We start from the raw sequence: 26,812 nt of genomic DNA, 5'->3' as shown, positions 1-26,812 counted from the left end.
TTAGTCAGGTTTGTTATATGTAAATTCACATATAAGTCATTCCGTTTGTCTTAATGAGGTGCGTATTATAGACGCTTATTTTATTTAGTCAAGAAGTAAATTATTTTAATTTCAATCTAAAATGATTTGTTTGGGTTGGATGATTACTTAGTAGCTGAGCTATTAATAATCAATGGTGAACCACTTCCAATCCGCCTTCCCTTACGACTGGGACGCATTATACGCGGTTTTAGTAGGGGGTCAAGGGGGTTTATCCACTATTTTAGCAGTCATCTGACTTTACGATTAATACCCTCTATTTATCAGTCAGTTAAGATTAAAAATAGTTTTACCTTTATCATAAATAGCCTTTTTTGCTTAAAACTGCTTATCTCCTCTATATAACAGTTTCCTATATATAGCATTTTTTATATACGACGCTCTTATAGTTTACCTATCTTTTTGAAGAAGTCTTTATAAGCAGCAATCTTCTTATCTAACGCTAAAGGGTATGCGCGTGAGGTCGAAGGTAACCTATATAAGGTTAAATTATTAACATCCGCTTTTTGACTCTGGTTACTTTGCCATTGGTAAGGATAGTCCATACTTTGATTGGTTTTAGGATACTTAGACTTGGCAGGCGGCTCGGCTAATAAATTTAGTAGCACCTCGGTGGCTTTACCGCCCGTGGTAAATAATGTTTGAACCTTTGGCACTTGTGGCAAGATATTATCTAGGTCAACTGGCGTGACGACAGTTAGGTTTTTATCTGAGGCATTGCCTGTTTCACGAATAGCCTGATTAACCGTTGGACAAGAAGCAATACCGCGCTCAAACATAAAGGCGCGAATACGTTCAGGATCAAAGCGCTTCTCATCCCCTACTCTAAAATAATCCACGTCATCAAAAAAAACACTACCATAGATACGCCACATATCATTATAAAAGTTAGGATAATGAAAGCGCATTGCCCATTTATCAGCGGTCGGTGGAAATGTGCCCATCATCATTACGGTGGCATCGGGTGGTAACACTGGACCGAACGGATGAGTTTCTACTTCTGCGGCGCGGACTTCAGACAATATCGAATTGTTATCCATTTCATAAGTATTATCAGGCAGGTTGGATGGTTGTGTAGTCATAAGATTCTTCATCAGAAAAGCGGTTTTTTTGCTATCATAGCAAGCCTAAACACTACTTCATTTATTAAGGCGCGATTATAGTCAAACATAGTCGGCTTAAATAAAACCAATCTTGTTATAAATGCATTTGGCTTACTTTATTATTGAAGCATTTAGCTTACTATTTATGGGCTAGATATAGGGTTGAAGTGCAGTAAGTGTTTGTATCTTTTATACTAATGGCAACCGCATTAACTGCGCAAGCATCAGACCAAAAACTAAGAGAGACCTTATGAGCGACTTAAAAATCACCGTCATCGATCACCCGTTAGTCCGTCATAAACTCAGCCTCATGCGTGAAAAAGACTGTAGCACCTATAAGTTTCGTACATTGACCAAAGAACTTGCACGCTTGATGGCATATGAAGCAAGCCGCGATTTTGAAATCGAAACCTTCCCAATGGAAGGCTGGTGCGGTGAAATCACTGGTGAGCAAATCATCGGTAAGACGGCAACGATTGTACCTATTTTACGTGCGGGTATTGGCATGTTGGACGGGGTGCTCGATTTGATTCCTACAGCAAAAATATCTGTCGTCGGTTTGCAACGCGATGAAGAAACCTTGCAACCGGTACCCTTCTTTGAAAAGTTTGTCAGCCACATGGACAAACGCCCAGCCCTTATTGTTGACCCAATGCTAGCCACTGGTGGCTCAATGGTTGCAACTATTGAAATGCTAAAGAAAAACGGCTGTACCAATATTAAAGCATTGGTATTGGTTGCCGCACCTGAAGGCGTGCGTGTGGTCAATGAAGCACATCCTGACGTGACCATTTATACCGCCGCACTAGACAGCCATTTGGATGAGCACGGCTATATCATCCCAGGTTTGGGCGATGCGGGTGATAAAATCTTTGGTAAGCAACTATTTAACAAGTAAGAAAAAATAAATAAACCAAGATAAGTCGTCGTCATAAAAACTATGACCTAAGCACAAGACATCAATGATAAGGATATAAGATGAATGTATTGATTACAGGAGCAAGCGCAGGTTTCGGTAAAGCGTTGGCCGAACGTTTGGTTGCCAATGGTCATCGCGTGATTGGCTGTGCCAGACGCCTTGATAAGCTTAATGCTTTGGCAGACACTTTGGGCAAGGCATTTTTACCTGTGGTTATGGATGTGAGTGACACGGCTGCTATCCCGCAAATCATTGCTGATTTGCCTGCTGACTTTAGTCAAATTGATGTCTTGGTGAATAATGCGGGGCTGGCGTTAGGTACAGAGCCCGCGCAAAATGCCAACCTTGAGGACTGGATGCGTATGACCGATACCAATATTAAAGGTCTAATGGCGGTGACCCATGCGATCTTGCCAGCGATGGTCGCACGCGATAGCGGTTATATCATTAATGTCGGCTCGATTGCCGGCAGTTGGCCTTACTTCGGTGGTAACGTCTATGGTGCGACCAAAGCTTTTGTCAAACAGTTTAGCCTCAATCTGCGAGCGGACTTAATCGGTACGCAAGTACGCGTGACCAACCTTGAACCAGGTAATGTCGCGGGTACTGAGTTTTCAAACGTGCGCTATCATGGCGATGATGATAAAGCCGCCAAGGTTTATGATGGCTTTAAAACCATGACCGGCGATGATATTGGCGATATCTTATTATGGCTGATCGAGTCGCCTGCCCATATTAACGTCAATCGTTTAGAAGTCATGCCAGTTGCTCAAACTTATAATGGTCTAACGATTGCCAAGCAAGACTCTTAAAGGTTTAGCCGATCCTTTAGCCAATTAACGTAATTCATAAGACCGAAGCAATATAGTCTCACCTATATTGCTTCTTTTTTTGGTTATGACATTCATCTCATTGACCAAGCGCAAATCCTGAAAGTCTAAAATTAGCACCTCATTACGCAAGCGCTCGCTGGTACGTTTATTGTGGCGTATCGGAAATCCTAAGACTTGCTTACCTCTAATCACTACCTGATTGATAATCATGGTTGGATTATTCATAATAGATTTAGCACTTAACTTCTGAGCATCAATGATAACGGTGGCAGGGTTGAGCGTTGTGATTAACACCTTTGTCTGGCGCACACTTTTTACTAAATTTCCTGCAAAAAACAAGACTTGCTCTGGCGGTAAATACTGCGCATGACGCATTAACTCTTGACGAAATAGCGAAGGCATATCTGCGTTAAAACTGTCTTCTGTTTGCTGAGAGAACGCCGTAAAATTACGCTGTAAGTAACGTCCAAATACACTGCTATTAATCCAGTCCTGATAAATGTCATTTGCTATTAATTGCTTTGTGAAGGCATCGGCATCTGCTGTGGTATCTTCCGTGAGCATGGCTAGCAATAGCGCCTGCGGATTAGCAAATTTTTGCTGTTGCCAGCTTTGTGGATATAGGCTGCTATCAAGCAATGCTAAAGTTAACTTGCCCATACGCTAACATCCTTATTAATCATTGAGCATCCTCCTCAAAGCATATAGTATCTATTATATACACTTCATATCACATGCATTCCTTATTAATTTATTTGCTATCGAATAGTTGCTCAGATTGTATGCTAGGGTATATTTGCCGCTTTAATATAACAGCCTTTGGCAAATGGGTTAATAAAAAGAGGTTATCGCCTTATGAAAACAAATTTAGTTAACTTATCTGCTAACTATAAAGTGCAAACGATTCATATCGCTTTGACTGACGATACATTGCTACCAGTGTCAGTCATAGGCAGCGGCAAACCTGTAATATTACTGCATGCTTATGGGATGGATGCACGTGAGTTTTTATCATTTATTTTGCCCTTGGTTGGCAAATATGCATTTTACCTGCCGCATCTACGAGGATTTGGGGCGGCAAAAGATATCAAGCTGACCCAATTTGATTTTGTAAGGCAATATGCCGATGATATCAATGTCGTAATTGAACAAGTTTGCTTTGAAAGTAATATAGAATCTGTGCCAGTTGCCGCTATCTCGATGGGCGCACAAGTAATGTGGGCTTATTTTGAGCGTTATGGCAGCGCAAAAGTCAGCCGCTATTTGAATATTGACCAAAGCCCTGCTATTCATAATCAGTCTGACTGGCAAGGTGGCTTGTTTGGCACGCGCCAGCAAGAAGTATTCGATATCTTTCATGAGGTGATTGATAGAACGTTGCCTTATGCTGACGTCGAAAGCTTTACCCATCTGCCTTTTGCTCTTAAACGCCGTGCTACGGATGTTGAACGGCTATTTTCTCTGTTATCCGTCAATCGCACGCGCTCAAAAGCATTTATACAAGTAATGACCTATAAAAACGATCCCAAACTTGCGCTTTATGATCACAGTATCTGGCATCATAAAATGCGCTGTTTGCAAGCTTATTTGACACTGCCCTATGACTTTCGTGGCGCGCTAGATCGGGTCACTATTCCAGTGGTCAATCTCATCGGTGGTCGCTCCAAACTCTACGATGCTAAGTGGCAGCAAAAAATCACCCAGATGCTACCCAATGCAACTGAGGTTGTGTTACCGCGCTCAGGTCATGCGATACCAATGGATGAGCCAATTGGATTCTATAGAGTGTTAAAAGGATTTTTACAGGGTTAATTGTTGATTCATATAAAAAAAGCGACCTTAACGGGTCGCTTTTTATTTGAGCAAAGAGCTTTAAAGTTTTTGAAACATCAATCAGCTAACGCTTTAATTAACTCAAAACGTGGTACTTCTTTACCATTTACTTCAATGCTTTCAGTAAACATGGCTAATGGTCGCACCCATACGTCATATTCACCATACAGACAGCGGTAAACAACTAACTCTTCTTCGGTTTCAGAGTGGTTCGCTACGTGCAAGACTTGATAAAGGCTGCCTTTATAATGGCGGTAGATGCCTTGGGGGATACTTTGAAGTTGTTGAGTCATAATTTTATTACTTGTATCAATGATTATAAAAACTTAGTGAGCCTCATTAAACTTTTTCGTCAGCGCTAATTTTACGGGTAGCCACTCGGATTTTATTAAACTATACATCACTGTATCCGAAATAACACCATCACGGCGTACTCGATTACCTCGAATCACGCCATCTCTCTTAGCACCTAAACGTTTAATCGCTTGTTGTGAGCGGTAGTTCCCAATATCCGTGCGCCAACCTACTGTCTGATACTCTAAAGTTTCAAATATATAAGTGAGTAGCATAAGCTTACAAGTCGTATTGACATGCGTTCGCCAATACGATTTAGCATACCAAGTATATCCAATCTCTAAGCGTTTGCTAGTTGGTAAAATATCATGAAAACTCGTTGTACCAATCGCTTTACCATTTGATTCATCAATAACGACAAATGCTTGTCTGTCAGGCATTGAATCTGCGGTATTGATATAGTCAATGACCTTATCTGGCTCTGGTACCGAAGTCTCGTTTATTTTCCATAGCTCACCGTCTTGGCAAGCTTGGGCTAAATCATTGGCATGAGTTAACATCAATGGCTTAAGAATAATGCCGTTACTTGATAACGTAGGAAGGTCTAACATCTATCTCTCCTTAAGCCATAATGAACTTACAACTCTCGTTACATAGCTCAATCTCTTAACTAAGCAACCGTGACTTTCGCATACGCCTTTTTACCAGCTTGGATAACGACAGTCTGACCAGAGGTTAAGCTAAAGCCCGCATCGACGACTTCGCCATCTACTTTTACCGCGCCGCGTTTAATCATATCTTTAGCCGATGAGCTGTTTTTGGCAAGCTCTGCTTGATTTAATATCTGCGTGATAAATAATGCGTCCTGCCCTTCCAAATCTAACGTCACTTCTGGTAAATCAACTGGCAATTCGCCATCGGCAAGCACGTTACCCGCTGACTTGTGTGCATTAGCCGCAGCGTCAGCATCATGGAAACGCTCGATTAGTTCTTCAGCAAGAATACGTTTGATTTCTTGTGGATTGCGACCGTTTTCCATCTCTGCCATTAACGCTTCAACTTCTTCCATCGGCTTAAAGCTTAAAAACTCAAAGTAGCGACGGATTAAGGTATCTGGCATAGATAGCAGTTTTTGGTACATGGTACCCGGCGCATCATAAATACCGACATAGTTACCGAGTGACTTCGACATTTTATTAACGCCGTCTAGTCCTTCTAAAATTGGCACCGTAATACAAACTTGTGGCTCTTGACCATAACGACCTTGCAGGGTACGTCCCATCAAAATATTAAAGGTTTGGTCAGTACCGCCAAGCTCAACGTCTGCTTTTAGCGCGATAGAGTCATAACCTTGCACCAATGGGTATAAAAACTCATGGATGGCAATTGGGGTTTGCGCCGCGTAGCGTTTAGAGAAATCATCGCGCTCAAGCATACGCGAGACGGTCAATTGGCTAGAAAGCTGAATCATATCGCCCGCTGACATGTCTTTAAACCATTCAGAGTTAAAGACAATCTTAGTTTTTTCTTTATCCAAAATCTTAAAAACTTGCTCAGCATACGTTTGAGCATTGGCTTTGATTTGCTCATCGGTCAATGGCGGACGCGTGGAGTTTTTACCAGAAGGGTCGCCAATCTTGGCGGTGTAATCACCGATTAGAAAATAAATCTCATGACCCAAATCTTGAAAATGCTTAAGCTTATTAATCAGCACCGTATGACCTAAATGCAGGTCAGGGGCAGTAGGGTCAAAACCTGCTTTGATACGTAGCGGGCGATTGAGTTTAAGCTTCTTAATCAAATCGTCTTCAGATAGGATTTCTTGCGTGCCGCGCTGAATCAAGGCAAGTTGTTCTTCTAGGGTGTAGGTTTGAGTGGTCATGATGCTCTCTTTATGGTCTTTATTAAAAGGATAAAGCGTTTGGGCTATTTAGAATCTCGTAGCCAGTAAAAGATGTTAGAATTTGACAGATATACTAGCGTTTTTTAAGGTAAATTGCCATGACCAACCCTGCATCGATTGCTGACACTAATGATAATACCAATTCAACTATAAATCTTGATAATGGTTTAGACAACATTTTAGATAACGCTCTAGAGAATAGCTTAGCGCATATTGACGACTTAAATTACGCAACCTTGACTGATGCACTTGAGCAAACGGTGTTTGAAAACTTCGATGATGGCTTATATATCGGAATGATGTCTGGTACCAGCCTAGATGGTATGGATGCCGTGCTTTGTCAATTTAGTAATGATAGTAGGGCTGAGACAAATACTCAGCAACCGCTGCGACTGTTAGCAACGCTTAGTCAAGACTTCCCGCCGCGCCTGCGTGAAGTGTTATTGGCTTTATGTCAGCCCAATGGTGTTCAAGAATTAACACCAACAGTGGGTGAACCAAACAGCGAATTAGACTGGTTCGGTTGGGCTAGTAAAGCATACGCTGAGTTTGCCAGCGAGGTGGTCAATAATTTATTGCAGCAGTCCAATACCGATGTAGAGTCGGTACTGGCGATTGGCTGTCACGGGCAAACGGTGCGTCATCGTCCGCAAATGGGTTTTAGCTTACAATTGGTCGATGCCAATATCATTGCTGAGCGTACTGGCATTAGTGTTGTCAGTGATTTTCGCCGCCGCGATATGGCCGTCGGTGGTCAAGGGGCGCCCTTGGTTCCTGCCTTTCATCAGGCCTTATTTGCCACGCCTGATAGCACACGAGTGTTATTAAACTTGGGCGGTATTGCCAATATCACCGTCTTGCCAGCCAATGACAGTTCTGTTAATGATACGCCTGTTAATAATAGCTCAGTTATTGGTTATGATACCGGCCCTGCCAATTTATTGTTGGATGCGTGGACAGCATTGCATACTGATAAAGATTATGATGCGGGTGGCACGTGGGCGCAGTCAGGACAAGTAGTTGAGTCGCTACTTAACCAGCTGATAGAGCATCCGTTTTTTGCTCGAACGTATCCTAAAAGCACAGGGCGTGAAGACTTTAACTTAGCATGGCTACAGAGTGAGCTGCAAAGGTTTGACCAAGCGTCTGCCCATATCCGCTATTCGTCAGCCGATGTACAGGCCACGCTTACTGAATTGACGGCGATGAGTGCCAGTATGCAAATTAATATGTTTATTAATGCAAAAGAAAATAGCTCGGTTTATGTCTGCGGTGGCGGTGCATTGAATGACTATTTAATGACCCGCTTGCAAGCGCATCTGCCTCATTGCACGGTAGAAACCACTGCCAGCTTAGGACTGAATCCTGCTTGGGTAGAAGCAGTCGCCTTTGCGTGGCTGGCACGGCAAACGCTAATGGGCGAAACCGGTAACTTGCCAGCCGTGACTGGCGCAAATAAAGGCGTGGTTTTAGGTCAGGTCTGTTTTGCTTAACGACTGATTAATTGTTTAAATTTTAGTTTACATACGTGCACTAATGTGTTTTATAATGGCTCCTGAAATAACATCCTCTTAGGACCGTAAGTACAGGATATAGCGCATGAGCCAGCACAGCAGTTTACCGACCGACTCAGTTACCGAGCAAGCGACAAATAATTCCGACACACAGGTACACAAGCCAAAACGCGAAAAAAGACAGAAGCCACCGCACTACGAGCGCTCTGATGAGGTGCGCGTGGTGATTACCGGTATGGGTGCTATCACGCCACTTGGCCTTGATGTCGAAAGCACGTGGAAAAAATTGCTCAATGGTGAAAGTGGTATTGCTAAAATAACGCATTTTGATGCGACTGACTATCGTGCACAGATAGCTGGCGTGGTCAAGGATTTCGATGCCAAGCAATACATGAATGCCAAAGATGCGCGCCGCTATGATGAATTTATGCATTATGCGGTTGCGGCCTCTGCAATGGCATTAAAAGATGCGGGATACATCGATGAAGTAAGCGCGGCTGATGCGCCTGTACACGGCGTCGATCAAGAGCGTTTTGGTGTGATTATAGGCTCAGGTATCGGTGGTATCCAAACCATTGAAAACAGCCGTGATACCCTGCGTGAAAAAGGCGCGCTGAAAGTGTCGCCTTTTATCATTCCTGGCTCTATCGTCAATATGGCAGCAGGTTTGGTTGCCATTAAGCATACTTTGAAAGGCCCAAACCTTGCGACCTCGACTGCTTGTACTACCGCGACCCATGCTATCGGTCTTGCAGCGCGTTTGATTGCTTACGGCGATGCCGATGTGATGCTGGCTGGTGGCAGTGAAAAAGGCTCAAGCCCACTTGGTATATCGGGTTTTGGGGCGATGCACGCCCTCTCAACTCGTAATGACGAGCCAACTAAAGCCTCGCGTCCTTTTGATAAAGAGCGTGATGGTTTTGTACTTGGTGATGGCGCGGGTGTCGTCGTACTTGAAAGCCTTGCTCATGCCAAAGCGCGCGGTGCGACGATACTAGCTGAACTTGTTGGCTTTGGTATGAGTGATGATGCAAGCCACATTACTGCGCCACCAGAAGATGGTAGCGGTGCAGCACAAGCGATGCGCAATGCCTTAAACGATGCCGGTATTGAGCCTGCTGCTGTTGGATACGTTAACGCCCATGGCACCAGTACCCCTGCTGGCGATGTTGCTGAATCCATTGCCATTGAAACCGTTTTTGCGCCCGTTAAAGACAGTATTCTGGTCAGCTCAACCAAATCTATGACCGGCCATTTATTAGGTGCCGCTGGTGGTATCGAGGCCATCTTTACCGTGCTTGCGTTGCAACATCAGCATGTACCGCCGACCATTAATTTAGACAACGTCGAAGACAACTGTAATCTCGATTATGTTGCCAATCAATCGCGCAAAGTTAAGAATCTACAGTATGCAGTTTCTAATAGCTTCGGCTTTGGTGGTACTAACGGCTCGCTGATATTTGCCCGTTGGCCTGTGCAAAACCAAAGCTAAAAGGAATACCAAAAACAGCGCCAAAAAGCTTGCATTTAGCCGTTGTAACTTTGGTGTCAGATTTACTACGTTTGACCACTTGCAGCCCCTTATCGTATTTGCGTATGATAAGGGGTAATTTTTGCAACATTTATGGACGATACCATGTCAAGCTACTCATTTTCCCCTCAGTTTTATCAGCGCTGGACGTGTGCGCCAGACCCTATACGCGCCTCTATCATTCAAGAGCTCACAGATATCACCACCCTACTGCAGCATGACACGCCATTTGAAACTTTTGTTTTTAGCACTCATGACTTAGACGCCCATCTTGATAATCTTTATGAAAACCATGAAGCCGAACAAGCGATTGCCAAAGCCATTGCCGATAAAAAAGCTCAAGAGCAAGCGGCTGCCGAAAAACAGCGTGTAGAAGAAGAACAAAAAATAAAGGAATCAGAAGCGGCTAAGTTAAAAGAAGCTGCACTTAAAGAAGAAAGCAGGTTAAAAGAAGAAACTCTAGAAAAAGAGAGTAAGCGTAAAGAAGCTGAAAACGCTCAAAAAGAAGTAGCAAACAACATACCTTTGGCTGCTAAACAGAATCAATCAGAGGCAGCTATCAAGCCTGAGGCATCTGATGCTAATAAAATAGAAGCAGGCAGTAAGCTAAATAATATTGTCAATGATAAAACTGATACTGAGAAAAATGCTGTTGCTAGCAAAACCATTAATGAGCATGCCAATGCGATTGATAACGATAGCTTTAAAAATGACAACACCATAAAAAATGATAGTCTTATTAAAAACGACAGCAGCATTAACGCCATCAATAATAAAGCCAGTGCAGCAATTAGCTTAGCTGTGAAAGATGTAAAATTAAATGTCACTCATAAAGAGCTGATTCGTGAGCTTGAAATGCAGATTGACGATTATCTAAGCGATCAGATGATGCTGATGTCTGAAAACCTAAAATCTTGGCTGCGTGCTGAGATGACTCAACAGTTAGGTGAGCAAGATAAAACGCTCATTAAAAGTGAGGATCAAAAAGGTTAAAACAACTTTCTAAATAGCAAAAGCCCCGTTAATGATTGACGGGGCTTTTTTACGCTTGCTTAAAAATTAGCGGTTTTTATATCGCTTGTGTACGCTCGGTTAACCATTCAAGCGCGGCACCATCAACACGGTCTTTTAGCTCAGCATGGACTTTACTATGATAGTCATTCAGCCAATCAATCTCTATCTGACTTAACAATGACGGCTCAATCAAACGGGTATCAATTGGGCAATAAGTGATGGTTTCAAAGTTTAAGAATTTACCAAATTCAATCTCAGTAGGATTGCCCACTGGCATATTAACCATCAAGTTTTCAATACGGATACCCCATTTGCCTTCGCGGTATAGACCCGGCTCATTGCTGGATATCATGCCTTCCTTCATCGCCCGCTCTTTTGGCGTGCTGGCACTATACGCAATGACTTGTGGGCCTTCATGGACGTTCAAGAAATAACCAACGCCATGACCGGTACCATGACCATAATCCATCTGCGCTTGCCATAATGGCGCACGGCATATCGCGTCAATCAAAGGTGAAGCGATACCATCAGGGAAATGCGCTTTTGCTAGAGCAATATGTGCTTTAAGCACGGTGGTGAAATCGCGTTTGTGCTCATTGCTGACTTTTCCAATACCGACCACACGGGTGATATCCGTGGTGCCGTTTTGATATTGAGCGCCTGAGTCAATCAGTAACAATCCACCCTCGCCCTCAGCGACATCAAGGTAGCTAAATTTCTCAGGTGTTGCACGGTAATGTGGCAGCGCACCGTTTTCATTAAAGCCTGCGATAGTTGGAAAGCTCGGTGACACATAATGTGGCTGCTGACTGCGCACCTCAATCAACATACTATCAACATCCAGCTCGCTTAAACACTCACCTGCTGCTAGACGCTGCTCAAATGTGGCAAAAAACTCACATAATGCCGCGCCATCTTGACGCATCGCTTCACGTACATGGTCAATATCAGCGTCAGATTTCACTGATTTAAGCAAAGTACTCGGCGCCATCTGTTCGATAAAGCCTATACCGTCGCCCATTTGGGATAGCGTACCTACTGCCACTTTGCTTGGGTCTAGCAACAATAAGTCTTCTGGCGTTAATGTACCCAATGCCTCTTGCACTGCTTCATAATCAGCAAGGGTAATACCGCTATCTTTTAGAGCTTTTTCAATATCAGAGCTGACTTTATTATTATCAATAAACAAGGTCGCTTTATTCGCATCAATCAGCATATGCGCTAAAAACACAGGGTTATAATCAACATCAGCGCCGCGTAAATTGGTCAACCAAGCAATATCATCTAAACTTGAAAGTAAATGATGGGTCGAGCCTGCATCCGCCATACCTGAACGCACAGCAGCAAGTTTCGAAGTCGCAGATTGCGCAACAAATTGCGCATCGTGTTGGTATAGTTGTGCTGATGGCAGTGCTGGACGGTCGCTCCATATGTCTGTCAATACATCACGCTCAGTGATCAAAGTAATTTCGTTGGCATCAAAAGCATCAAGCAATCTATCTTGCTCAGCGATAGACAGCACATTACCATCTACTGCCACACTATCGCCCTCCGCCAAGTGCGCAGCGAGCCAATCAATGTGATTTGGCTGACCGGGAGCAAGTTTCTCTAAAGTAATACCCGTGCCTTCTAGCTGATGCGCGGCGTGTACCCAATAGCGGCTGTCCGTCCACAGTCCAGCAAAATCAGCGGTAACAACCAGCGTACCGACCGAACCTGTAAACCCTGATAACCATAAGCGTGCTTGCCAATATTCAGGCAAGTACTCAGATAAATGCGGATCTGCTGACGGCACGATAATCGCCGTTAGGTCTTGCGCCGCAATAGCATCACGCAAGCTGGTAATACGCTGTTGAATTTCAATTTTCGAAGTTACTTCTTGAGTAGACATAACGTCCCTTATTTTATATAAAAATTTAGTATAAAAGCACGAGCACAATACTGTATGAAACGCTACATAAAACGCTGCGTAAGTAGGAAAGACTCATCTCACTACAGTGCCGCATAATCGATACGTTCTCAATATATTGTTATTATAAACTGACATCATCAGCTGATTATTAGCGGTTAATTGAGCGGGTGCTTATTAAGTTTGCTACAGATACAACATAGCGCATATAACGATATGGGGATGATAACCAACTTATAAATACCTTTAACAGCAATACCCATTTAATCGTCAAAGAATTGTGAACGAATCATGAACGAATGGTTAAAACGACGGATGACTCAAAATAAAAGAAGCTACTGTTTAGTAGCTTCTTTTATTTTATCACTTATCAAGCGACTGCTATAAATAGTGCTAATACTCTTGTGCTTATATTAGCCTCTTACCTACATCCTGATATTACTACTGTTTTTAATCATATTGCTCATCGGTTTTGACAATGCTAATAAAATCAGCGCGGTCACTACCAAGAACATGGTCATAATAGAGAATAAATCTGGCAAGCCTTCGATTTTATCAGCGGTAACATGGCTACCAAAAAAGGCGGCGACCAAGTTACCCATGGCAATAGAAGCAAAAAACAGCCCCATGATTTGACCTTGCATACCCTCAGGTGCCAAGCGCGTCATTGATGACATGCCAACAGGGCTTAATGCCAGCTCACCTAGCGTCAGTAAAAACAAACTGCCAACCAACCACAGTGGCGATGCTAAAGCACCGGGAGCGACCAAAATACTTTTTGATGCCATAATCATCAGCCCAAAACCTGCAGCGGCTAATAACATACCAAGCGCAAATTTTACCATGCTATTAGGCTCAAGACCTTTAGCACCAAGCTTCACCCACAAAATACTGATAATAGGCGCTAATAATAAGATAAATAACGGATTGAGCGACTGAAACCAGATACTTGGGATATGAAAACCCATGACTTCTAAATCCGTATAACGATCAGCAAATAAGTTAAAAGAGGTTGGCTGCTGATCAAAACTTGACCAAAACAAGGTCGAACCAATAATCAATAATAAACAAACCAATAGGCGTTTTTTATCAGAGGAGCTCAACCGTGATGACATAAACATCACCGCAAAATATAGCAGTACCACAGCTGCGATGGTATAGGTCATATACTCCGCGACCAATATCGGATTAAATGGCATCAAACCGGTGCTAATGAGCACAATCAATACAACTAATACAGCAACAAAACCTAGTACCCAACGCCCTATATTTTGGAAGCGGTCATTTGCATGCTCCCAATCAGCGGTGATGTTTTTGGCACGCGCATAACGATTTAATGTCTTTCTGGCTGAAAAACGGTAAATCAGTAAGGAAGCCAGCATACCAAGACCACCGACACCAAAGCCTGCATGCCACATGCCTTTTTCTCTAAATACCCCAACAATCAGCGCTGCCAATAGCGCGCCTATATTGATGCCCATATAAAACAAAGTAAATCCTGCGTCACGGCGATTGTCCGTTTCGGGATATAACGCCCCAACCATGACTGTAATACAGGTCTTAAACAATCCTGAACCAATGACGATAAACATCAAACCGACAAAGAATAGCACCATGCCAAACATAGCTGACAACGCAATGCATAAATGTCCAAGCGCAATAATGATACTGCCCCACCACAGCGCGCGCTCCTGACCAAGCCAGTTGTCAGCGAGCCAGCCGCCCGGTACTGCCGCCAAATATAATGAACCGGCAAAAATACCGTAGATGGCAGAAGCCGTTGCTTCATCGAAACCAAAACCACCACTGCCAACTGTCGCCACCATAAAGAGTACTAATAATGGACGAATACTATAATAAGAAAAACGCTCCCACATCTCTGTGAAAAACAACGAGCTTAAGGGTTTAGGATGCCCCATAAAGCCATTATCTAATGCTTCTAATTCAGCAGCACTAGCGTTCGATTGTGAGTCTGTGCTCATAACTTTATTCCTTTAAAGACCACTGTAATGACGACCAAACTCCCAATTATTTAGATAAGCGGTCACATAGGCGCATTATTGTTTCACTTGGTTATAATCAAGTAAAGAAAAAGTTATTCAATAATTACACAAATACCTACAAAAAAACCTGCGCTCAGTTAACCAAGCGCAGGTTTTTATTTTTAGCTTCTAGAGTGTTTTAACTCTTAGAATAAAGTATCGTCATAACAGTTGTACTTAATTATGGGTATCTAACTATGTTTATCGTTTATATAGATATTTCATCTTAATAACAAAATACTTAAGTAAAAAGCTTACTCTTCAGCCTTCCAAGTATGCGTTATTTCTCCAGTCTTACCGGCGTCCAAATCAGCATCGGCTGGCGTAGCGGTTAAGTCAGCATCATCAGCGACTGCTGCTTGATTGACTGTACCTTCAGCAGTTGCCGTACCAGATTCAGCGGCAACCACCGTACCGTCAGCTGGCGTAGCGGTCGCTGCGGCATCCGTCTCTGCGACTGGCGCGGCAGCTGTTTCGGCTGTATCAGCCTTTTCATTAGTCGCGTCGGTTTCAGCGGCGGCCGCTGCTTCAGTCGTCTCAGCAGTGATATGCTCACCCGCTGGACGTAAGAAGCCAGAAATACCAATCAATAAGACGATACCTAAAAATAACCCTACACCGCCTAAAGCAAACAAGAACTCTCTTTTAGGGTTGTTTTCGACAATATGTTCTGACATACCTTATCCACCTTGCACAAAATATTTAAAATATTGACCTATTATATCGCAATTTATGTCGATTTGTGAAAACCCTTAACTATTTAAAGGGTTTATTAGCGAAAAAATTTAAATCAACTCTTTAACTGACTCTATACTGCCTGCTTTGATAAGCTGCTAATCGCGCTCTAAGCGTTTACGCGGGCTCGCACGCTTGCCAAGATAGCTTAATAATAGCAGAAGCGCAATAATGATTAAAACAGGATAATTACCAACGCGCATAAACGGCGTATTACCAACCCGCGCCTGCACATTACCGCGTAATACCGTGCGCTCAAACTGCGGCGCGCGCTTCACGATACGACCTTTGTGGTCAATAATAGCGGTGACACCGGTGTTGGTGGCGCGCATAAACCAGCGACCATTCTCAAGCGCGCGCATTTGTACCATTTGCAGATGCTGTAGCGGACCTGCCGAGCTACCAAACCATGCATCGTTTGAGATGGTCAACAAAAAGTCGGTATTAATGGCGTTTTTGCGGGTGGTATCAGGATACGCAACCTCATAGCACACTGCCGCGCCCAAGTTATGACCGCGTACACGTAGCGGCGATTGATTGTCACTGCCGCGGCTATAACTCATGATATCTTGGCTACCGGCAAGGTTTGGCAAAATATCTAGCATTCCTTCAAAAGGAATATATTCACCAAAGGGTACTAAACGCTGCTTTTTATACATGCCCTCTGCATCGGCACCTAAAGCAATCACACTATTATAAAACGGTGGGTATTTGTCGTTCTTGGCATCAAAAGCCGCTTCATCCTTATAAGGGATGCCAGTCACCCAAGTGGTATCGGTTTCTTTGGCCATCTTTACCATCTCATTGATAAAGCCTACCGCTTCATCTTGAAACATGGGAATGGAAGATTCTGGCCAAAAGATAATATCGCTGCCCCATTCGGTACTGCTCAAAGTCGCATAAATTTTTAGCGTTTCTACCTGATATTCGGTTAACCATTTTAAATCCTGCGGAATATTGCCTTGGATTAATGACACCGATAAATCAGGTGTGCCTTTTGGTTTCGTCCATTGTGGATTTATCAACCATAATGCGCAGCTGACAACCAACATCACGATGGTAGGAATCATATAACCACCGCGGCGACGCAGCAGTTCAACCAAACTTGCCGCCAGTAATATCGCAACAAAAGAAACCGCAAACACGCCAGCAACGGGCGCTAATGACGATAGCCAATATTGCTCAGTAAACGCATAACCGACAAATAACCACGGAAAACCCGTAAACAACCAAGTTTTCATCCATTCTTGTAGTACCCAAAGCGCGGCAAATGATAACGGCTGCTTACCAACGACCCGATTGAAAATTAACGCCAAAAAGCCATGGAATAATCCCATACCCAAGCCCATCAGCGCAATCATAATCAGCGCCAGCCATACTGGGGTATCGCCATAAACATGAATAGAGGTATAGAGCCAAAACGCTCCGACACACCAAAGTCCGGTGCCATAAGCCTGACCGATAAGAAAAGCTCGCTTGCCAGTCATATCAGGCATCAATAGCGCATACAAAATAGCAGGCGATATCAAAGCCACAGGCCAAAAGCCGTAAGGCGCAAGGGCAAAGATAAATACTGCGCCTGCCAGCAACGCAATTAATATAGTCAGCACCATAGGTAAGCCCTTTGGCTTATCAGGGTTTAGACGTTTTTGCAAATCAACAGTAGACAGACGCATAGCAGTTATCCAAAACCTTATTATTCAGTCATTTAAAGCTTATAAAACTTAGATATTAACTTTGATTTATTCAGTTAGCGCTTAATTGACAGCCAGGCATGAATTGCTCAATACAGCGCTCAAAAATTAAACCTGCTCATGATACCAGTCTAAATCACTTAATAGGTAAATTTGCGTTGCACAAAAGCATTTTTAAAAGCAAAAAAAACACGATTAGATCGTGTTTTTTTATGTTTAAGTGCTAATCAATGATAAATTAATGACTGCCTATTAATATTTGCTGGTCAGGATTGACTTTGGTGAGCTCTAAATTTTGAATAAAGCGTCCTTCGACATCGGTAATAGTAATTTGCCAATCATCAATCACCACGCTTTCACCTTCTAAATCACCCACGTAGCCAAGTGCGTGCATAACCAAACCACCCATGGTATCGACATCGGTATCGTCAAAGTGACTGCCAAGCTCATCGTTACAGTCTTCAATCACTGTCGACGCTTGCACGCGCCAAGTATTTGGCTTTTCGGGGTCGGCGACGATATTATTGATATCACTGTCTTCATCGAAGTCATCATGCTCATCAACGATATCACCAACGATTTCCTCGAGCAAATCTTCCATGGTCACCACACCGCCAAAGTTACCAAACTCATCGACGACAATTGCCATATGCACTTGGGTGCGCTGCAAGGAACGTAGCAAGGTATCAGAGCGCGCCGTCTCACTGATATAGAGTGGCTGACGCACAAGGTCTCTGAGGCGTTTGCTATCGATTTTGTCTTCTTGGTTGCGCACCATATGCACAAGGATAGGAATCAAATCTTTCGCCAATAAGATACCGATAACCGCGTCATCATCTTGGCTATCGAATACCGGATAGCGCGAGTGCGTGGTCTCAAGGATGATGTCCATCACTTCAGCAAGACCAGTACTTTCATGCAGCCCAATAACTTGCGGGCGTGGGGTCATGATTTCACGAACTTGGGTCGCAGGCAGATCAAGGACGCCTTCTAGCATATCGACGGTATCAGGCTCTAAGAATTGACGCGAGTCCTGTACCAAACGAATCAGTTCATCACGGGTTTCGGGGGCGGTCGATAGCCAGCGTTTTAAGCCGCGCATCGACCAACTACTCGGGCTGGGAGTGTCGTCAGACATGGTGATGTGATTTAACCTCTTTAGTTAATAGTAATTAGTTAATAGGAATAGTGAATATTATGTAAAATCATAAAAAATGTAGATGGGGATTAAAGTAATAAATAAAACCGGCCGTTTATCATTAGATGATTAAATAATAAATATAAATAGACCAGCTTAATAAGTTTCACTCTATCGCAAGGCTTGCTGACATTCAACGACAAATTCACTCAAATTGTATTGTCAGTGTGTTATAAACTTTGCTATGGTCAAAGCCTTTATACCTCAAAGTTAAATCTATGTCGCTACGTGCCTTTTTTTCTCGCATGCTCACGCCGCTCTCAAATAGTAATCGCTCAGAGCATGGTGCAGCTCATGGTCGCCAGCAAAAGCGGACTTGGCGCTATTACCTTGCGCAGTTTTTAATCGTTACTACTTTGCTGCTATCTGCCATTTGGCTGTTAATGGCGCTTTGGTATCAGTTTGGGATGCGCTCGATCATCACGTGGCTGGCAACTATCGTCATTGTTGGCGTATTAGTAACCCTGCTTGATAGCCGCTATTGGCCAAAAACTGCTAAACGTTTGAATAATCAGCAATCGACTAGTCAATCAATCACTAATGCCCAAACCAGCCAAAACACAAGCAGAAAAGCAGCAAGCAAATGGCTAATGGGTTTATACGCGGCTATTTGGTTTGTCGGTCTTGGCTGGTTTATGTCTATCGAGCCCGAGCAAGATCGTGACTGGATGCCAGAGGTCAGCGAGAGAGTCACTTATAGTCGTGATGCCAATAATCCTGATTTGGTTACTTTCAGCAATGTACGTAATTTCGATTGGCATACGGATAAGGAAGCAACTGCACATTGGGACACGCGCACCATTGATATGTCAAAGCTGTCTGGCGTCGATGTCACCAACTCTTATTGGATGGGGCCATTAATTGCGCATACTTTGGTCAGTTTCCGCTTTGAAGATGATAGACCGCTTGCCTTCTCGTTTGAGATTCGTAAAGAGAATGGCGAATCGTTTTCGGCACTGGCAGGATTTTTTAGACGTTTTGAGTTAAGCCTAATTGCCGCAGAAGAGCGCGATATTATCTACACGCGTACTAATGCCCGCGGCGAGCAAGTTTATCTGTTTCCGGTCAGCAACCTACAACAGCACGAGGTCAAATCGCTATTTGAGTCTTACTTAACTGCCGCCGATGAACTGAATGCCAAGCCAGCTTGGTATAATACCTTGATGAGCAACTGTACCAATATTATTTTTTATATGGCACGTATTGTCAGTGGCGACCGTTTGCCGTGGGATTATCGAATTTGGGTATCGGGCTGGTTGCCAAACTATTTGTACGATGTTGGCATGCTCGACGCCAATCCTCACAAAGACGCTCAGCCTTGGTCAATGGACACGTGGTACGAGCGCACCCATATCAACGCCAAGGTTCGCGGCTTTGATAATCAAGCAGGAAATAGCGCTACAAACAGCCGTAAATTCTCTGAGCAGATTCGGCAAGATATTCCTATACCGCCACTGGCTGATTCGCAAGCGGGTGCTGAAGCAAGTGCTAAATTGGCGGCTGATGCTAAGGATTAACCCAATTCACCACGCGCGTTTCCATCTCTTCATCAGACATACCAATCTCAGAAACACAGCGCCCTGCTACGCCGACATTGGCAGCGCGCATTTGTTGCTGCGTTGCCACCGCATTACCAGTCAATAACAAATGCCAACTTGGCAAATTTTGACCTTTATATAAGCGCTTATAGGCACAGTGCGATGGTAGCCACATCATCTGCGGCAAATTCTCCATGGTCAGCTGAATACAATCGGGCACGTGTTCTTGGCGCGTGGCGTAATGTCTGCAATAACCCGTCGCACAATCCATCAGCTGGCAAGTCACATCGGTATATTCGACCATTTCTACTTCATGATTATTATCATCGCTGACGTTCTCATCATCGATGTATTTAATGAGGCAGCAACTGCCGCAACCATCACACAATGCTTCCCATTCGCTATGGTTTAATTCTGACAGCGTAAAGCGTGACCAAAACTGTGGACGCAATGTTTCAGTCGATTCATTACAATTGTCATTGTTATTGTCACTGCTAGTATTGCTAGCAGGAAAGAGGCTGACGATTGGTTTTGACCCTGAATCTAGAACAGCATCTGCAGAAGGTTTCAGCGGCAGAACAGAATCAGCGTTTAAATTGGCAGCAGATTGATTTAACAAGTTGATAGTCATAGCGTTATAGTCGATTTTTTATAAAGAGACATTTTGATAAAGAGCGTTACAGTATTATAGCTGTTTTTGGTCAACTTGGGCGTTAAGGTAGTACGAGTAAGCAAAAGGATTGAGCAAACATACGCATTATTGATATTAATAAAACAACACTCATAACATAAAAAAGGACAATAATATGTCAATTAAGACCTTTGAATTAATCAGTACCACTGAAAATAACGTCCAACTTATCAGCTATGTGGCGCTACCAGAATCTGCCTCAGATGATAAGCCAGTAGCAGGGATTTTGGTCGCACCAGAATGGTGGGGCGTGGTCGAGCATCCAAAATCGGTGGTTGAGCGCTTGGCAGGAGCAGGCTATGCCGCCGTGGCGATGGACGTCTACGGTGAAGGCAAACTGACCACCGATGCCGCTCAAGCCAATATGTGGATGGAGCAAGTACTTGCCGATCAAGACATGCTGATGGCACGCTGCCGATTGATTCTTAACGACTTTAGCGACCAGATGGCGGTTGATGGCGATAATCTAGGCGCTATTGGCTTTTGCTTCGGTGGCAAAGTTGTCCTTGATATGGCACGCGAAGGTATGCCATTAAAAGCAGTCGCTACTTTCCATGGCAACCCATCGCCAAAACAGCCCGCGGACAATAACTTCAAAGCCAAAGTATTAGTCGCGCACGGTCGTGATGATTCCATGGTCTCAATGGAGGCGATAGAAGGTCTAAAGTCAGAGTTAGACGCTGCCGATGTCGACTACACTATCGATGTCTATGACAACGCCAAGCATGGTTTTACCAATCCACATGCCGATGAACGCGCTGCCAAAAATGATGTCGACCTTGGCTATAACGAAGCCGCTGCCAAGCAAAGCTGGGAAAATATGCTTAAGTTTATGAAAACCAATCTCGGTCGATAATTTTAAAGTTGTTGTAAATTAAGGTTATTATAAATAAAGACAACATGAAAAAATAAGGGTCGCTCTCTCAGGAGGTGACCCTTTTTTGTCGCCATATACAATAACTACAACGACTAATCTTGTGCTTATTAGCAAATAGCGTCATTATCACTTTACTATTGAGTGAATTGAGTGACGAGGATGCTACATCTATTAATAAACCCGTTGGGTTGGCTGGCTTTTACCATTTTATTAATTATCGTTGTCATGCTATATGTGAAAATAACTGGGCAAATTGAGCAGCTGCGCCATGACATGAAAGAGCTGCAAGCTGAGCTTGAGCAGCATAAAGATAGCGTGAATATAGCATCACTTTCTCATTCTGCGTACATAAATGCTACTCAAGAGAGCCGTTCTGAATTAGCAGCGCCATCAACGGTAGAATTGGCTCCATCCGCTGTTATTATTTCTGAACCTACAGAGAAGCTGCAATCACAACCAACACCTCCTCCAGAACTGCCAAAACTAGCAGAATCAGTATTATCAAAACCACAAATCTCTACCTCAGCGATGGAGCCTGATGAACGCTCCACCCCTATCGTTACCTCATTAATTCACTCTGTTAAAAACTGGTTTTTTGGCGGCAACTTGGTAGTACGTGTCGGAGTCTTAGTATTGCTCGTCGGGGTGGTGTTATTACTACGCTTGTTAAGCGACTATATTGAAATTCCGATTGCCTTGAAGCTTATGAGCATCGGCATCATTGGCTTAGGGCTCGCGGCGTTAGGATTAAAACTAGCCAAAAACCGTTTTGCTTATGGCATCACTCTGCAAGGGGCAGGTTTAGCGATTGCTTATTTAACGACCTTTTTTGCCTATAGCGTTTATCAAGTGTTGGCGAGCGTGCCCAGCTTTATGGGACTTGGCATATTATCAGCCATCACTATTGGCTTAGCCGTACGCCAAAATGCGTTGCCGTTGGCACTACTGGCATTATCTGGCGGTTTCTTTGCGCCGATATTGACCAGTAGTGATATCGGTAATTTAGTGACTTTGTTTAGCTACTATCTATTATTAAACGTCACCATTGCTATCATCGCCCATTACCGTACTTGGAAAATGCTCAATCTGCTCGGTGTGATGGTCACCTTTGGACTTGCCTATTATTGGGGTACAACGGAAAATTTAAGCGCTGTTATTGAGGCGCAGCGTTGGTCATTTGTATTACTGGTCGCGCTGCACGTATTGCTGTATTTATTTGTGGTCATCCGCTATGCGCAACAACTCATCACTTATAACGCCCTTAATGAAGAAGGTTTTACTTGCGCAGACAGTGTACATAACATAAATACCGTAGATAAGGCTCACAGAGCAAACAACCTCTATATATTTCCTATTGATACCGGTTTATTGTTTTCAGTACCGATATTGGCCTTTGGTTTATTTTCAGTACTATTAGAAGGTATTTCTAATGCTTTGACCTTTACCAGTGCTGTTTTAGCGGTGATTTATTTGAGCATTGGCTGGGTGTTTGTGCAGCGTAGTCAGCGTTATGCCTTAATCACTGAGGGTATGCTAGCGTTAGGTTTTGGCTTTTTAGCCTTGGTGATTCCACTGGCACTCGATGCTGAATGGATTGCTTTTGGCTGGTCAGTACAAGGACTGGCCTTGGTATGGTTTGGACGGCGCTCACTACGTGCATGGTCAGTACTATTTGGGTTGTTATTACAGCTACTTAGTATCGCCATGCTGCTGATAAATGTGTTCTTTACTATCAAAGATTATCCAACGTTGGCCTTGACGATTTCGGCGCTCAGCTATCTAGCAACGATGTTTATCTTACGCGCCAGCAACTCGCCTACCACTTTAGATAACAGTCTAAACCTTCCTACACAGCAAAATACAACTGCAGCTTCAATGTCTGACTCAACAATAACCGTCGCTCAATCGCTAGGTATTAGTAGCCAAGCCGCTCAGCAATGGCTTACCAGTATTAATAGCCAAAGCATGGCGTTTAACCTGATGTGGCGCAGTCCGGTTTTGAGTCGCTTTTTGACCTTTACCGCGATGGGTTGGTTGCTGTATGTATTGGTCATCGATTTTGACCAATGGTTTGTAAGCTGGCGATTGGCAACAACGGCACTGCTAGGATTAGCCACGTTAACCAGCATAATTATTTATCAGGCAATTAATCACTATCATTCGTGGCGTGAAATTAGGCAGTTTAGCCATGGGTTATTGCTACTATTTTATGCGATGCTGATATTTCAGCTGCCACAAAGATATGAGCTTGATTATCAATGGACAACCTTTCATTGGCCGATATTTATCACGCTACTCATAGGCTGGTTGGTGGTTGGGCAGTGGTGGTTAAAAACATGGCATAAAGAAGCTGAATTGAAAGACTACGATAGCGCGAGCTGGCTTGTGGCTGGAATTATCCTATTGGCAGAAGCTATGCATTATGTCTTGCCTGATTCAAAAGGTGTGATGACTATTTTAGTTCCGGTTACCTTTATGCTGGCTGGATTATGGTGGACGCAGCGTCATGCCGTGGCTCAATACAATGATAAGCAATCACACATGCAACCAGATACGCAATCAACAGCAGCAACTTCAGCGCTTGCGCCTTATTGGTTTGATTGGCATCAAGCACTGTTAGACAGTGCCAAAATCTTTGTACCTATGACTTTAGGCTGGGCTATTTTTACCAACTTCACTTACGATGGCGTGATTTGGGGACTGCCCTATTTTCCCTTATTTAACTTATATGATGTGACGTTATGGTTGGTGGTATTTTACGGCTTGGGCGTTTATTTGCTCCGTCAGACACATGGGATGCAATCGAGAAACCTATTAAGTGCCATTCCTAAAAACGATATGCTATTAATTGTCTTAGCGCTGATTGGCCTTTGGATAGGCTCTAGTATGTTAGTCAGAACATTACATGCATTTATTGGCACGCCGCTATGGACTGGCGGTTTATACGACGTTACAGGAGGCGCTTGGAATAGCGAGCAAGTACAGACGGGACTAACTATCTTATGGACGCTCATTGCCTTGGTCGCCACTATTATTGCTAGCCGCTATGGGCAGCGTACGCTATGGTTTATGGGTATTGGCTTATTGGGTATTGTGGTTTTAAAATTGGTCTTGGTTGATTTATCGCAAACCGAGGCAATTTGGCGAGTAATTTCCTTCCTTGGCGCGGGTAGCTTAATCTTAGTCATTGGTTATTTAGCACCATTACCGCCAGCGCGCGAGGACTTAGCAGACGTATCTAAATGATAGTATGCTCTGAGCATTAAATGAAATGTTAACGTGAGCACTTTTAGCATCATTACTTTTTAGCGTCATTACTTTGCTTATGTAGTAAACTGGACGCCATTAAAAAGTAAATGACGATCGTCTTACTTTTAGCATTTTTTATAAAAGGTTATAAAAGCAGATGGATAAGAGAGCAAGTATTCAGTGGTTCCCTGGGCATATGAACAAAGCCCGTAACGAAATCAAAGAAATCATGCCGCAAATGGACGTCGTCATTGAAGTGATTGACGCGCGTATTCCTTATAGTAGCGAAAACCCCATGGTTGCGGCATTACGCGGCGAAAAACCGGTCATCAAAATTTTAAATAAAGCTGACCTCGCCGATCCTGAATTGACCAAAGCGTGGATGGAATATCTTGAGCAACAAGATGGCGTTAAAGCCATCGCTTGCGACAATAATAAAGCCGATGACGTCAAGCGTATCATCGCAATCTGTAAACACCTCGTGCCCAATAAAGTCGGCACGGGTCGCCAAATCAAAGCCATGATAATGGGTATTCCAAACGTCGGTAAATCGACTCTGATTAATACCTTGGCTGGACGCGCGGTGGCAAGAACCGGTGACGAGCCCGCTGTAACCAAGTCGCAGCAGCTGATTAAACTTGACGATGACATCATGCTCTATGACACCCCTGGTATGCTATGGCCAAAGGTTGAAAACGAAAACTCTGGATATCGTCTAGCAGCGACTGGCGGTATTCGGGATACGGCTTTTGACTTCGCCGATGTGGCCAGTTATACCGCTGAGTACCTAATGCAAGCCTATCCTGAGCTGCTAAAAACCCGCTATAAAATTGAAGAATTACCTAAGACAGATTGGGAGTTTTTTGAAGTGGCGGGACGTAATCGCGGCTGCGTGCGCGCAGGCAATAAAGTCGATACTTACCGCATGTCTGAGATTCTCGTGAATGAATTACGTAGCGCTAAAATTGGGCGCATTACGTTAGAAACGCCAGCAATGACCGAAGCTGAAGAGCTTGTCGTCGCTGAGCAACGTATTGCTGCAGAAGAGAAAAGAATCGCTAAAGAAGAAGAGAAACGCTTGCGTCGTTTGAAAACGCGGAAGAATCGGAAGTAGAAAACTGGCTCATTATCAAGTCTAAAAAACATGTATCGACAAAAAATAATTAAGGCTTTTACATATGAGTAAAGATGATTATTTGAAACAACAACTTAAAGAATCCTTTCTTATAATTGACTCTTGCCTAAAATGTTATTATCAGAATGACAATCATATGTATAAGCCTCTTGCCGGTCAATTGAGAATTTTATTCTGTGACTCTAGAGGTAAAAATGATAATTCACTACTCCCTAGAGTATTTCCTCAAATAACATTAAATATATTGGAACCTATAGACTGGAGTAATAATCAAAGTTCCTCATTAAAATTACTACAAAATCCTGAGGGCTCTAATCGAATATCTTCTATGCCACTTGAAATAAAACAATATAAAAATGGACTAGCGATAGCAGAGTTAATTCCAGCAAAAAATGAAAAACAAGTAGACATACCTACATGGGTAAACCAGCATCTAACCCACTATCCAACGTCTTTAACGATTAAAGATGTTATTAGAAACTTAGCAGATAAAGGTGGTGGTGCTCACATAGATTCTAATTTATCTGCGCAACAAAGATATATGAATCAGATGACACTTGTGGGTCGTAGTTTTGGTGAAATGTTTATCATAGCAATGTCTAAACTAGCACAGAGAATAGGCGAAAACATCTTCGAATATGAAGGAGTCAAAATCCCTACTGAACTGACTTTAGAAGAACATATGTCATATAAGCTAGATTTAATAGCTCATCAAGATTATTCTGACGCACTGATTCGTAATTTGAGATAATCAGTAATTC

At 43.3% G+C, this 26,812-nt stretch carries 22 protein-coding genes; 11 read left to right on the top strand and 11 right to left on the bottom strand.

Features of this window, described 5'->3' with window-relative positions; all coding sequences use genetic code 11:
• Positions 1–422: 422 nt before the first annotated feature.
• Positions 423–1,079, bottom strand: coding sequence for a DNA glycosylase (locus JMX13_RS07525; RefSeq protein ID WP_201611735.1), 657 nt, complete (start codon positions 1,077–1,079; stop codon positions 423–425).
• Positions 1,080–1,392: 313 nt separating this feature from the next.
• Here JMX13_RS07525 and upp point away from each other — a divergent pair, with 313 nt between their 5' ends.
• Positions 1,393–2,040, top strand: coding sequence for a uracil phosphoribosyltransferase (upp, locus tag JMX13_RS07520; RefSeq protein WP_201611715.1), 648 nt, complete (start codon positions 1,393–1,395; stop codon positions 2,038–2,040).
• An 80-nt stretch (positions 2,041–2,120) separates the two neighbouring features.
• On the top strand, positions 2,121–2,873 hold the full coding sequence (locus JMX13_RS07515; RefSeq protein ID WP_201611712.1) for an SDR family NAD(P)-dependent oxidoreductase: 753 nt from the start codon (positions 2,121–2,123) through the stop codon (positions 2,871–2,873).
• 24 nt (positions 2,874–2,897) lie between these two features.
• On the opposite strand, the gene JMX13_RS07510 is transcribed toward JMX13_RS07515, so the two are convergent.
• Positions 2,898–3,554: a hypothetical protein gene (locus JMX13_RS07510; protein ID WP_201611703.1), complete on the bottom strand. Its 657-nt coding sequence runs from the start codon at positions 3,552–3,554 to the stop codon at positions 2,898–2,900.
• 195 nt (positions 3,555–3,749) lie between these two features.
• Here JMX13_RS07510 and JMX13_RS07505 point away from each other — a divergent pair, with 195 nt between their 5' ends.
• Entirely contained in the window at positions 3,750–4,706 is a 957-nt protein-coding gene (locus tag JMX13_RS07505; protein ID WP_201611701.1) for an alpha/beta fold hydrolase, read from the top strand.
• A gap of 77 nt (positions 4,707–4,783) precedes the next feature.
• Here JMX13_RS07505 and JMX13_RS07500 read toward each other — a convergent pair whose 3' ends face one another.
• The 3 genes from JMX13_RS07500 to tyrS are packed head-to-tail and all read right to left on the bottom strand — an operon-like array spanning position 4,784 to position 6,903.
• Positions 4,784–5,020, bottom strand: coding sequence for a DUF1653 domain-containing protein (locus JMX13_RS07500; RefSeq protein ID WP_201611699.1), 237 nt, complete (start codon positions 5,018–5,020; stop codon positions 4,784–4,786).
• Between the two features lie 33 nt (positions 5,021–5,053).
• On the bottom strand, positions 5,054–5,632 hold the full coding sequence (locus JMX13_RS07495; protein WP_201611697.1) for a GNAT family N-acetyltransferase: 579 nt from the start codon (positions 5,630–5,632) through the stop codon (positions 5,054–5,056).
• A gap of 59 nt (positions 5,633–5,691) precedes the next feature.
• Entirely contained in the window at positions 5,692–6,903 is a 1,212-nt protein-coding gene (gene tyrS / locus JMX13_RS07490) for a tyrosine--tRNA ligase (RefSeq protein WP_201611696.1), read from the bottom strand.
• Between the two features lie 119 nt (positions 6,904–7,022).
• Here tyrS and JMX13_RS07485 point away from each other — a divergent pair, with 119 nt between their 5' ends.
• The 3 genes from JMX13_RS07485 (at position 7,023) to JMX13_RS07475 (ending at position 10,962) form a co-directional block, all read left to right on the top strand.
• Positions 7,023–8,417: an anhydro-N-acetylmuramic acid kinase gene (locus JMX13_RS07485; RefSeq protein WP_201611695.1), complete on the top strand. Its 1,395-nt coding sequence runs from the start codon at positions 7,023–7,025 to the stop codon at positions 8,415–8,417.
• Positions 8,418–8,523: 106 nt separating this feature from the next.
• Positions 8,524–9,930 (top strand): beta-ketoacyl-ACP synthase II, encoded by a 1,407-nt coding sequence (gene fabF, locus JMX13_RS07480; RefSeq protein ID WP_201611691.1) that lies wholly within the window; start codon positions 8,524–8,526, stop codon positions 9,928–9,930.
• A 132-nt stretch (positions 9,931–10,062) separates the two neighbouring features.
• Positions 10,063–10,962, top strand: coding sequence for a hypothetical protein (locus tag JMX13_RS07475; RefSeq protein WP_201611681.1), 900 nt, complete (start codon positions 10,063–10,065; stop codon positions 10,960–10,962).
• A 76-nt stretch (positions 10,963–11,038) separates the two neighbouring features.
• On the opposite strand, the gene JMX13_RS07470 is transcribed toward JMX13_RS07475, so the two are convergent.
• From JMX13_RS07470 to JMX13_RS07450, 5 genes are all read right to left on the bottom strand, one after another.
• Positions 11,039–12,874: an aminopeptidase P family protein gene (locus JMX13_RS07470; RefSeq protein ID WP_201611680.1), complete on the bottom strand. Its 1,836-nt coding sequence runs from the start codon at positions 12,872–12,874 to the stop codon at positions 11,039–11,041.
• A gap of 443 nt (positions 12,875–13,317) precedes the next feature.
• Entirely contained in the window at positions 13,318–14,874 is a 1,557-nt protein-coding gene (locus tag JMX13_RS07465) for a peptide MFS transporter (RefSeq protein WP_201611678.1), read from the bottom strand.
• A 314-nt stretch (positions 14,875–15,188) separates the two neighbouring features.
• Positions 15,189–15,611 (bottom strand): hypothetical protein, encoded by a 423-nt coding sequence (locus JMX13_RS07460; RefSeq protein ID WP_201611676.1) that lies wholly within the window; start codon positions 15,609–15,611, stop codon positions 15,189–15,191.
• Positions 15,612–15,767: 156 nt separating this feature from the next.
• A complete protein-coding gene (gene lnt / locus JMX13_RS07455; RefSeq protein WP_201611674.1) occupies positions 15,768–17,345 on the bottom strand; it encodes an apolipoprotein N-acyltransferase in 1,578 nt (525 codons plus the stop codon).
• A gap of 256 nt (positions 17,346–17,601) precedes the next feature.
• A complete protein-coding gene (locus JMX13_RS07450) occupies positions 17,602–18,501 on the bottom strand; it encodes a transporter associated domain-containing protein (protein ID WP_201611672.1) in 900 nt (299 codons plus the stop codon).
• A gap of 278 nt (positions 18,502–18,779) precedes the next feature.
• Between JMX13_RS07450 and JMX13_RS07445 the strand changes: the two genes are divergently transcribed.
• Complete coding sequence (locus tag JMX13_RS07445) at positions 18,780–20,078, top strand: DUF4105 domain-containing protein (protein WP_201611664.1); 1,299 nt, start codon at positions 18,780–18,782, stop codon at positions 20,076–20,078.
• Here the strand turns inward: JMX13_RS07445 and JMX13_RS07440 are convergent.
• Positions 20,068–20,550: a YcgN family cysteine cluster protein gene (locus JMX13_RS07440; protein WP_227686245.1), complete on the bottom strand. Its 483-nt coding sequence runs from the start codon at positions 20,548–20,550 to the stop codon at positions 20,068–20,070. The two genes, JMX13_RS07445 and JMX13_RS07440, sit on opposite strands and share 11 nt — an antisense overlap.
• A 355-nt stretch (positions 20,551–20,905) precedes the next feature.
• Between JMX13_RS07440 and JMX13_RS07435 the strand changes: the two genes are divergently transcribed.
• From JMX13_RS07435 to JMX13_RS07420, 4 genes are all read left to right on the top strand, one after another.
• Positions 20,906–21,646: a dienelactone hydrolase family protein gene (locus JMX13_RS07435; protein ID WP_201611660.1), complete on the top strand. Its 741-nt coding sequence runs from the start codon at positions 20,906–20,908 to the stop codon at positions 21,644–21,646.
• 180 nt (positions 21,647–21,826) lie between these two features.
• On the top strand, positions 21,827–24,913 hold the full coding sequence (locus JMX13_RS07430) for a DUF2339 domain-containing protein (RefSeq protein WP_201611658.1): 3,087 nt from the start codon (positions 21,827–21,829) through the stop codon (positions 24,911–24,913).
• 160 nt (positions 24,914–25,073) lie between these two features.
• A complete protein-coding gene (ylqF, locus tag JMX13_RS07425) occupies positions 25,074–26,030 on the top strand; it encodes a ribosome biogenesis GTPase YlqF (protein WP_201611656.1) in 957 nt (318 codons plus the stop codon).
• A 64-nt stretch (positions 26,031–26,094) separates the two neighbouring features.
• The gene (locus JMX13_RS07420) at positions 26,095–26,802 is read left to right on the top strand and encodes a hypothetical protein (protein WP_201611654.1); all 708 of its coding nucleotides are present in this window, start codon (positions 26,095–26,097) and stop codon (positions 26,800–26,802) included.
• The last annotated feature ends 10 nt before the right edge of the window (positions 26,803–26,812 follow it).

It is taken from the genome of Psychrobacter immobilis (assembly GCF_904846285.1).
Taxonomy (GTDB): Bacteria; Pseudomonadota; Gammaproteobacteria; order Pseudomonadales; family Moraxellaceae; genus Psychrobacter; species Psychrobacter immobilis_D.
The sequence above is the reverse complement of the archived record's forward strand: the minus strand, read 5'-3'. Positions and strand labels throughout refer to the sequence as shown.

Bases quoted from the DNA above. Each gene is read 5' to 3' on its own strand.
- JMX13_RS07525 (WP_201611735.1), bottom strand. From the start codon at position 1,079: ATGGATAACAATTCGATATTGTCTGAAGTCCGCGCCGCAGAAGTAGAA.
- upp (WP_201611715.1), top strand. From the start codon at position 1,393: ATGAGCGACTTAAAAATCACCGTCATCGATCACCCGTTAGTCCGTCAT.
- JMX13_RS07515 (WP_201611712.1), top strand. From the start codon at position 2,121: ATGAATGTATTGATTACAGGAGCAAGCGCAGGTTTCGGTAAAGCGTTG.
- JMX13_RS07510 (WP_201611703.1), bottom strand. From the start codon at position 3,554: ATGGGCAAGTTAACTTTAGCATTGCTTGATAGCAGCCTATATCCACAA.
- JMX13_RS07505 (WP_201611701.1), top strand. From the start codon at position 3,750: ATGAAAACAAATTTAGTTAACTTATCTGCTAACTATAAAGTGCAAACG.
- JMX13_RS07500 (WP_201611699.1), bottom strand. From the start codon at position 5,020: ATGACTCAACAACTTCAAAGTATCCCCCAAGGCATCTACCGCCATTAT.
- JMX13_RS07495 (WP_201611697.1), bottom strand. From the start codon at position 5,632: ATGTTAGACCTTCCTACGTTATCAAGTAACGGCATTATTCTTAAGCCA.
- tyrS (WP_201611696.1), bottom strand. From the start codon at position 6,903: ATGACCACTCAAACCTACACCCTAGAAGAACAACTTGCCTTGATTCAG.
- JMX13_RS07485 (WP_201611695.1), top strand. From the start codon at position 7,023: ATGACCAACCCTGCATCGATTGCTGACACTAATGATAATACCAATTCA.
- fabF (WP_201611691.1), top strand. From the start codon at position 8,524: ATGAGCCAGCACAGCAGTTTACCGACCGACTCAGTTACCGAGCAAGCG.
- JMX13_RS07475 (WP_201611681.1), top strand. From the start codon at position 10,063: ATGGACGATACCATGTCAAGCTACTCATTTTCCCCTCAGTTTTATCAG.
- JMX13_RS07470 (WP_201611680.1), bottom strand. From the start codon at position 12,874: ATGTCTACTCAAGAAGTAACTTCGAAAATTGAAATTCAACAGCGTATT.
- JMX13_RS07465 (WP_201611678.1), bottom strand. From the start codon at position 14,874: ATGAGCACAGACTCACAATCGAACGCTAGTGCTGCTGAATTAGAAGCA.
- JMX13_RS07460 (WP_201611676.1), bottom strand. From the start codon at position 15,611: ATGTCAGAACATATTGTCGAAAACAACCCTAAAAGAGAGTTCTTGTTT.
- lnt (WP_201611674.1), bottom strand. From the start codon at position 17,345: ATGCGTCTGTCTACTGTTGATTTGCAAAAACGTCTAAACCCTGATAAG.
- JMX13_RS07450 (WP_201611672.1), bottom strand. From the start codon at position 18,501: ATGTCTGACGACACTCCCAGCCCGAGTAGTTGGTCGATGCGCGGCTTA.
- JMX13_RS07445 (WP_201611664.1), top strand. From the start codon at position 18,780: ATGTCGCTACGTGCCTTTTTTTCTCGCATGCTCACGCCGCTCTCAAAT.
- JMX13_RS07435 (WP_201611660.1), top strand. From the start codon at position 20,906: ATGTCAATTAAGACCTTTGAATTAATCAGTACCACTGAAAATAACGTC.
- JMX13_RS07430 (WP_201611658.1), top strand. From the start codon at position 21,827: ATGCTACATCTATTAATAAACCCGTTGGGTTGGCTGGCTTTTACCATT.
- ylqF (WP_201611656.1), top strand. From the start codon at position 25,074: ATGGATAAGAGAGCAAGTATTCAGTGGTTCCCTGGGCATATGAACAAA.
- JMX13_RS07420 (WP_201611654.1), top strand. From the start codon at position 26,095: ATGAGTAAAGATGATTATTTGAAACAACAACTTAAAGAATCCTTTCTT.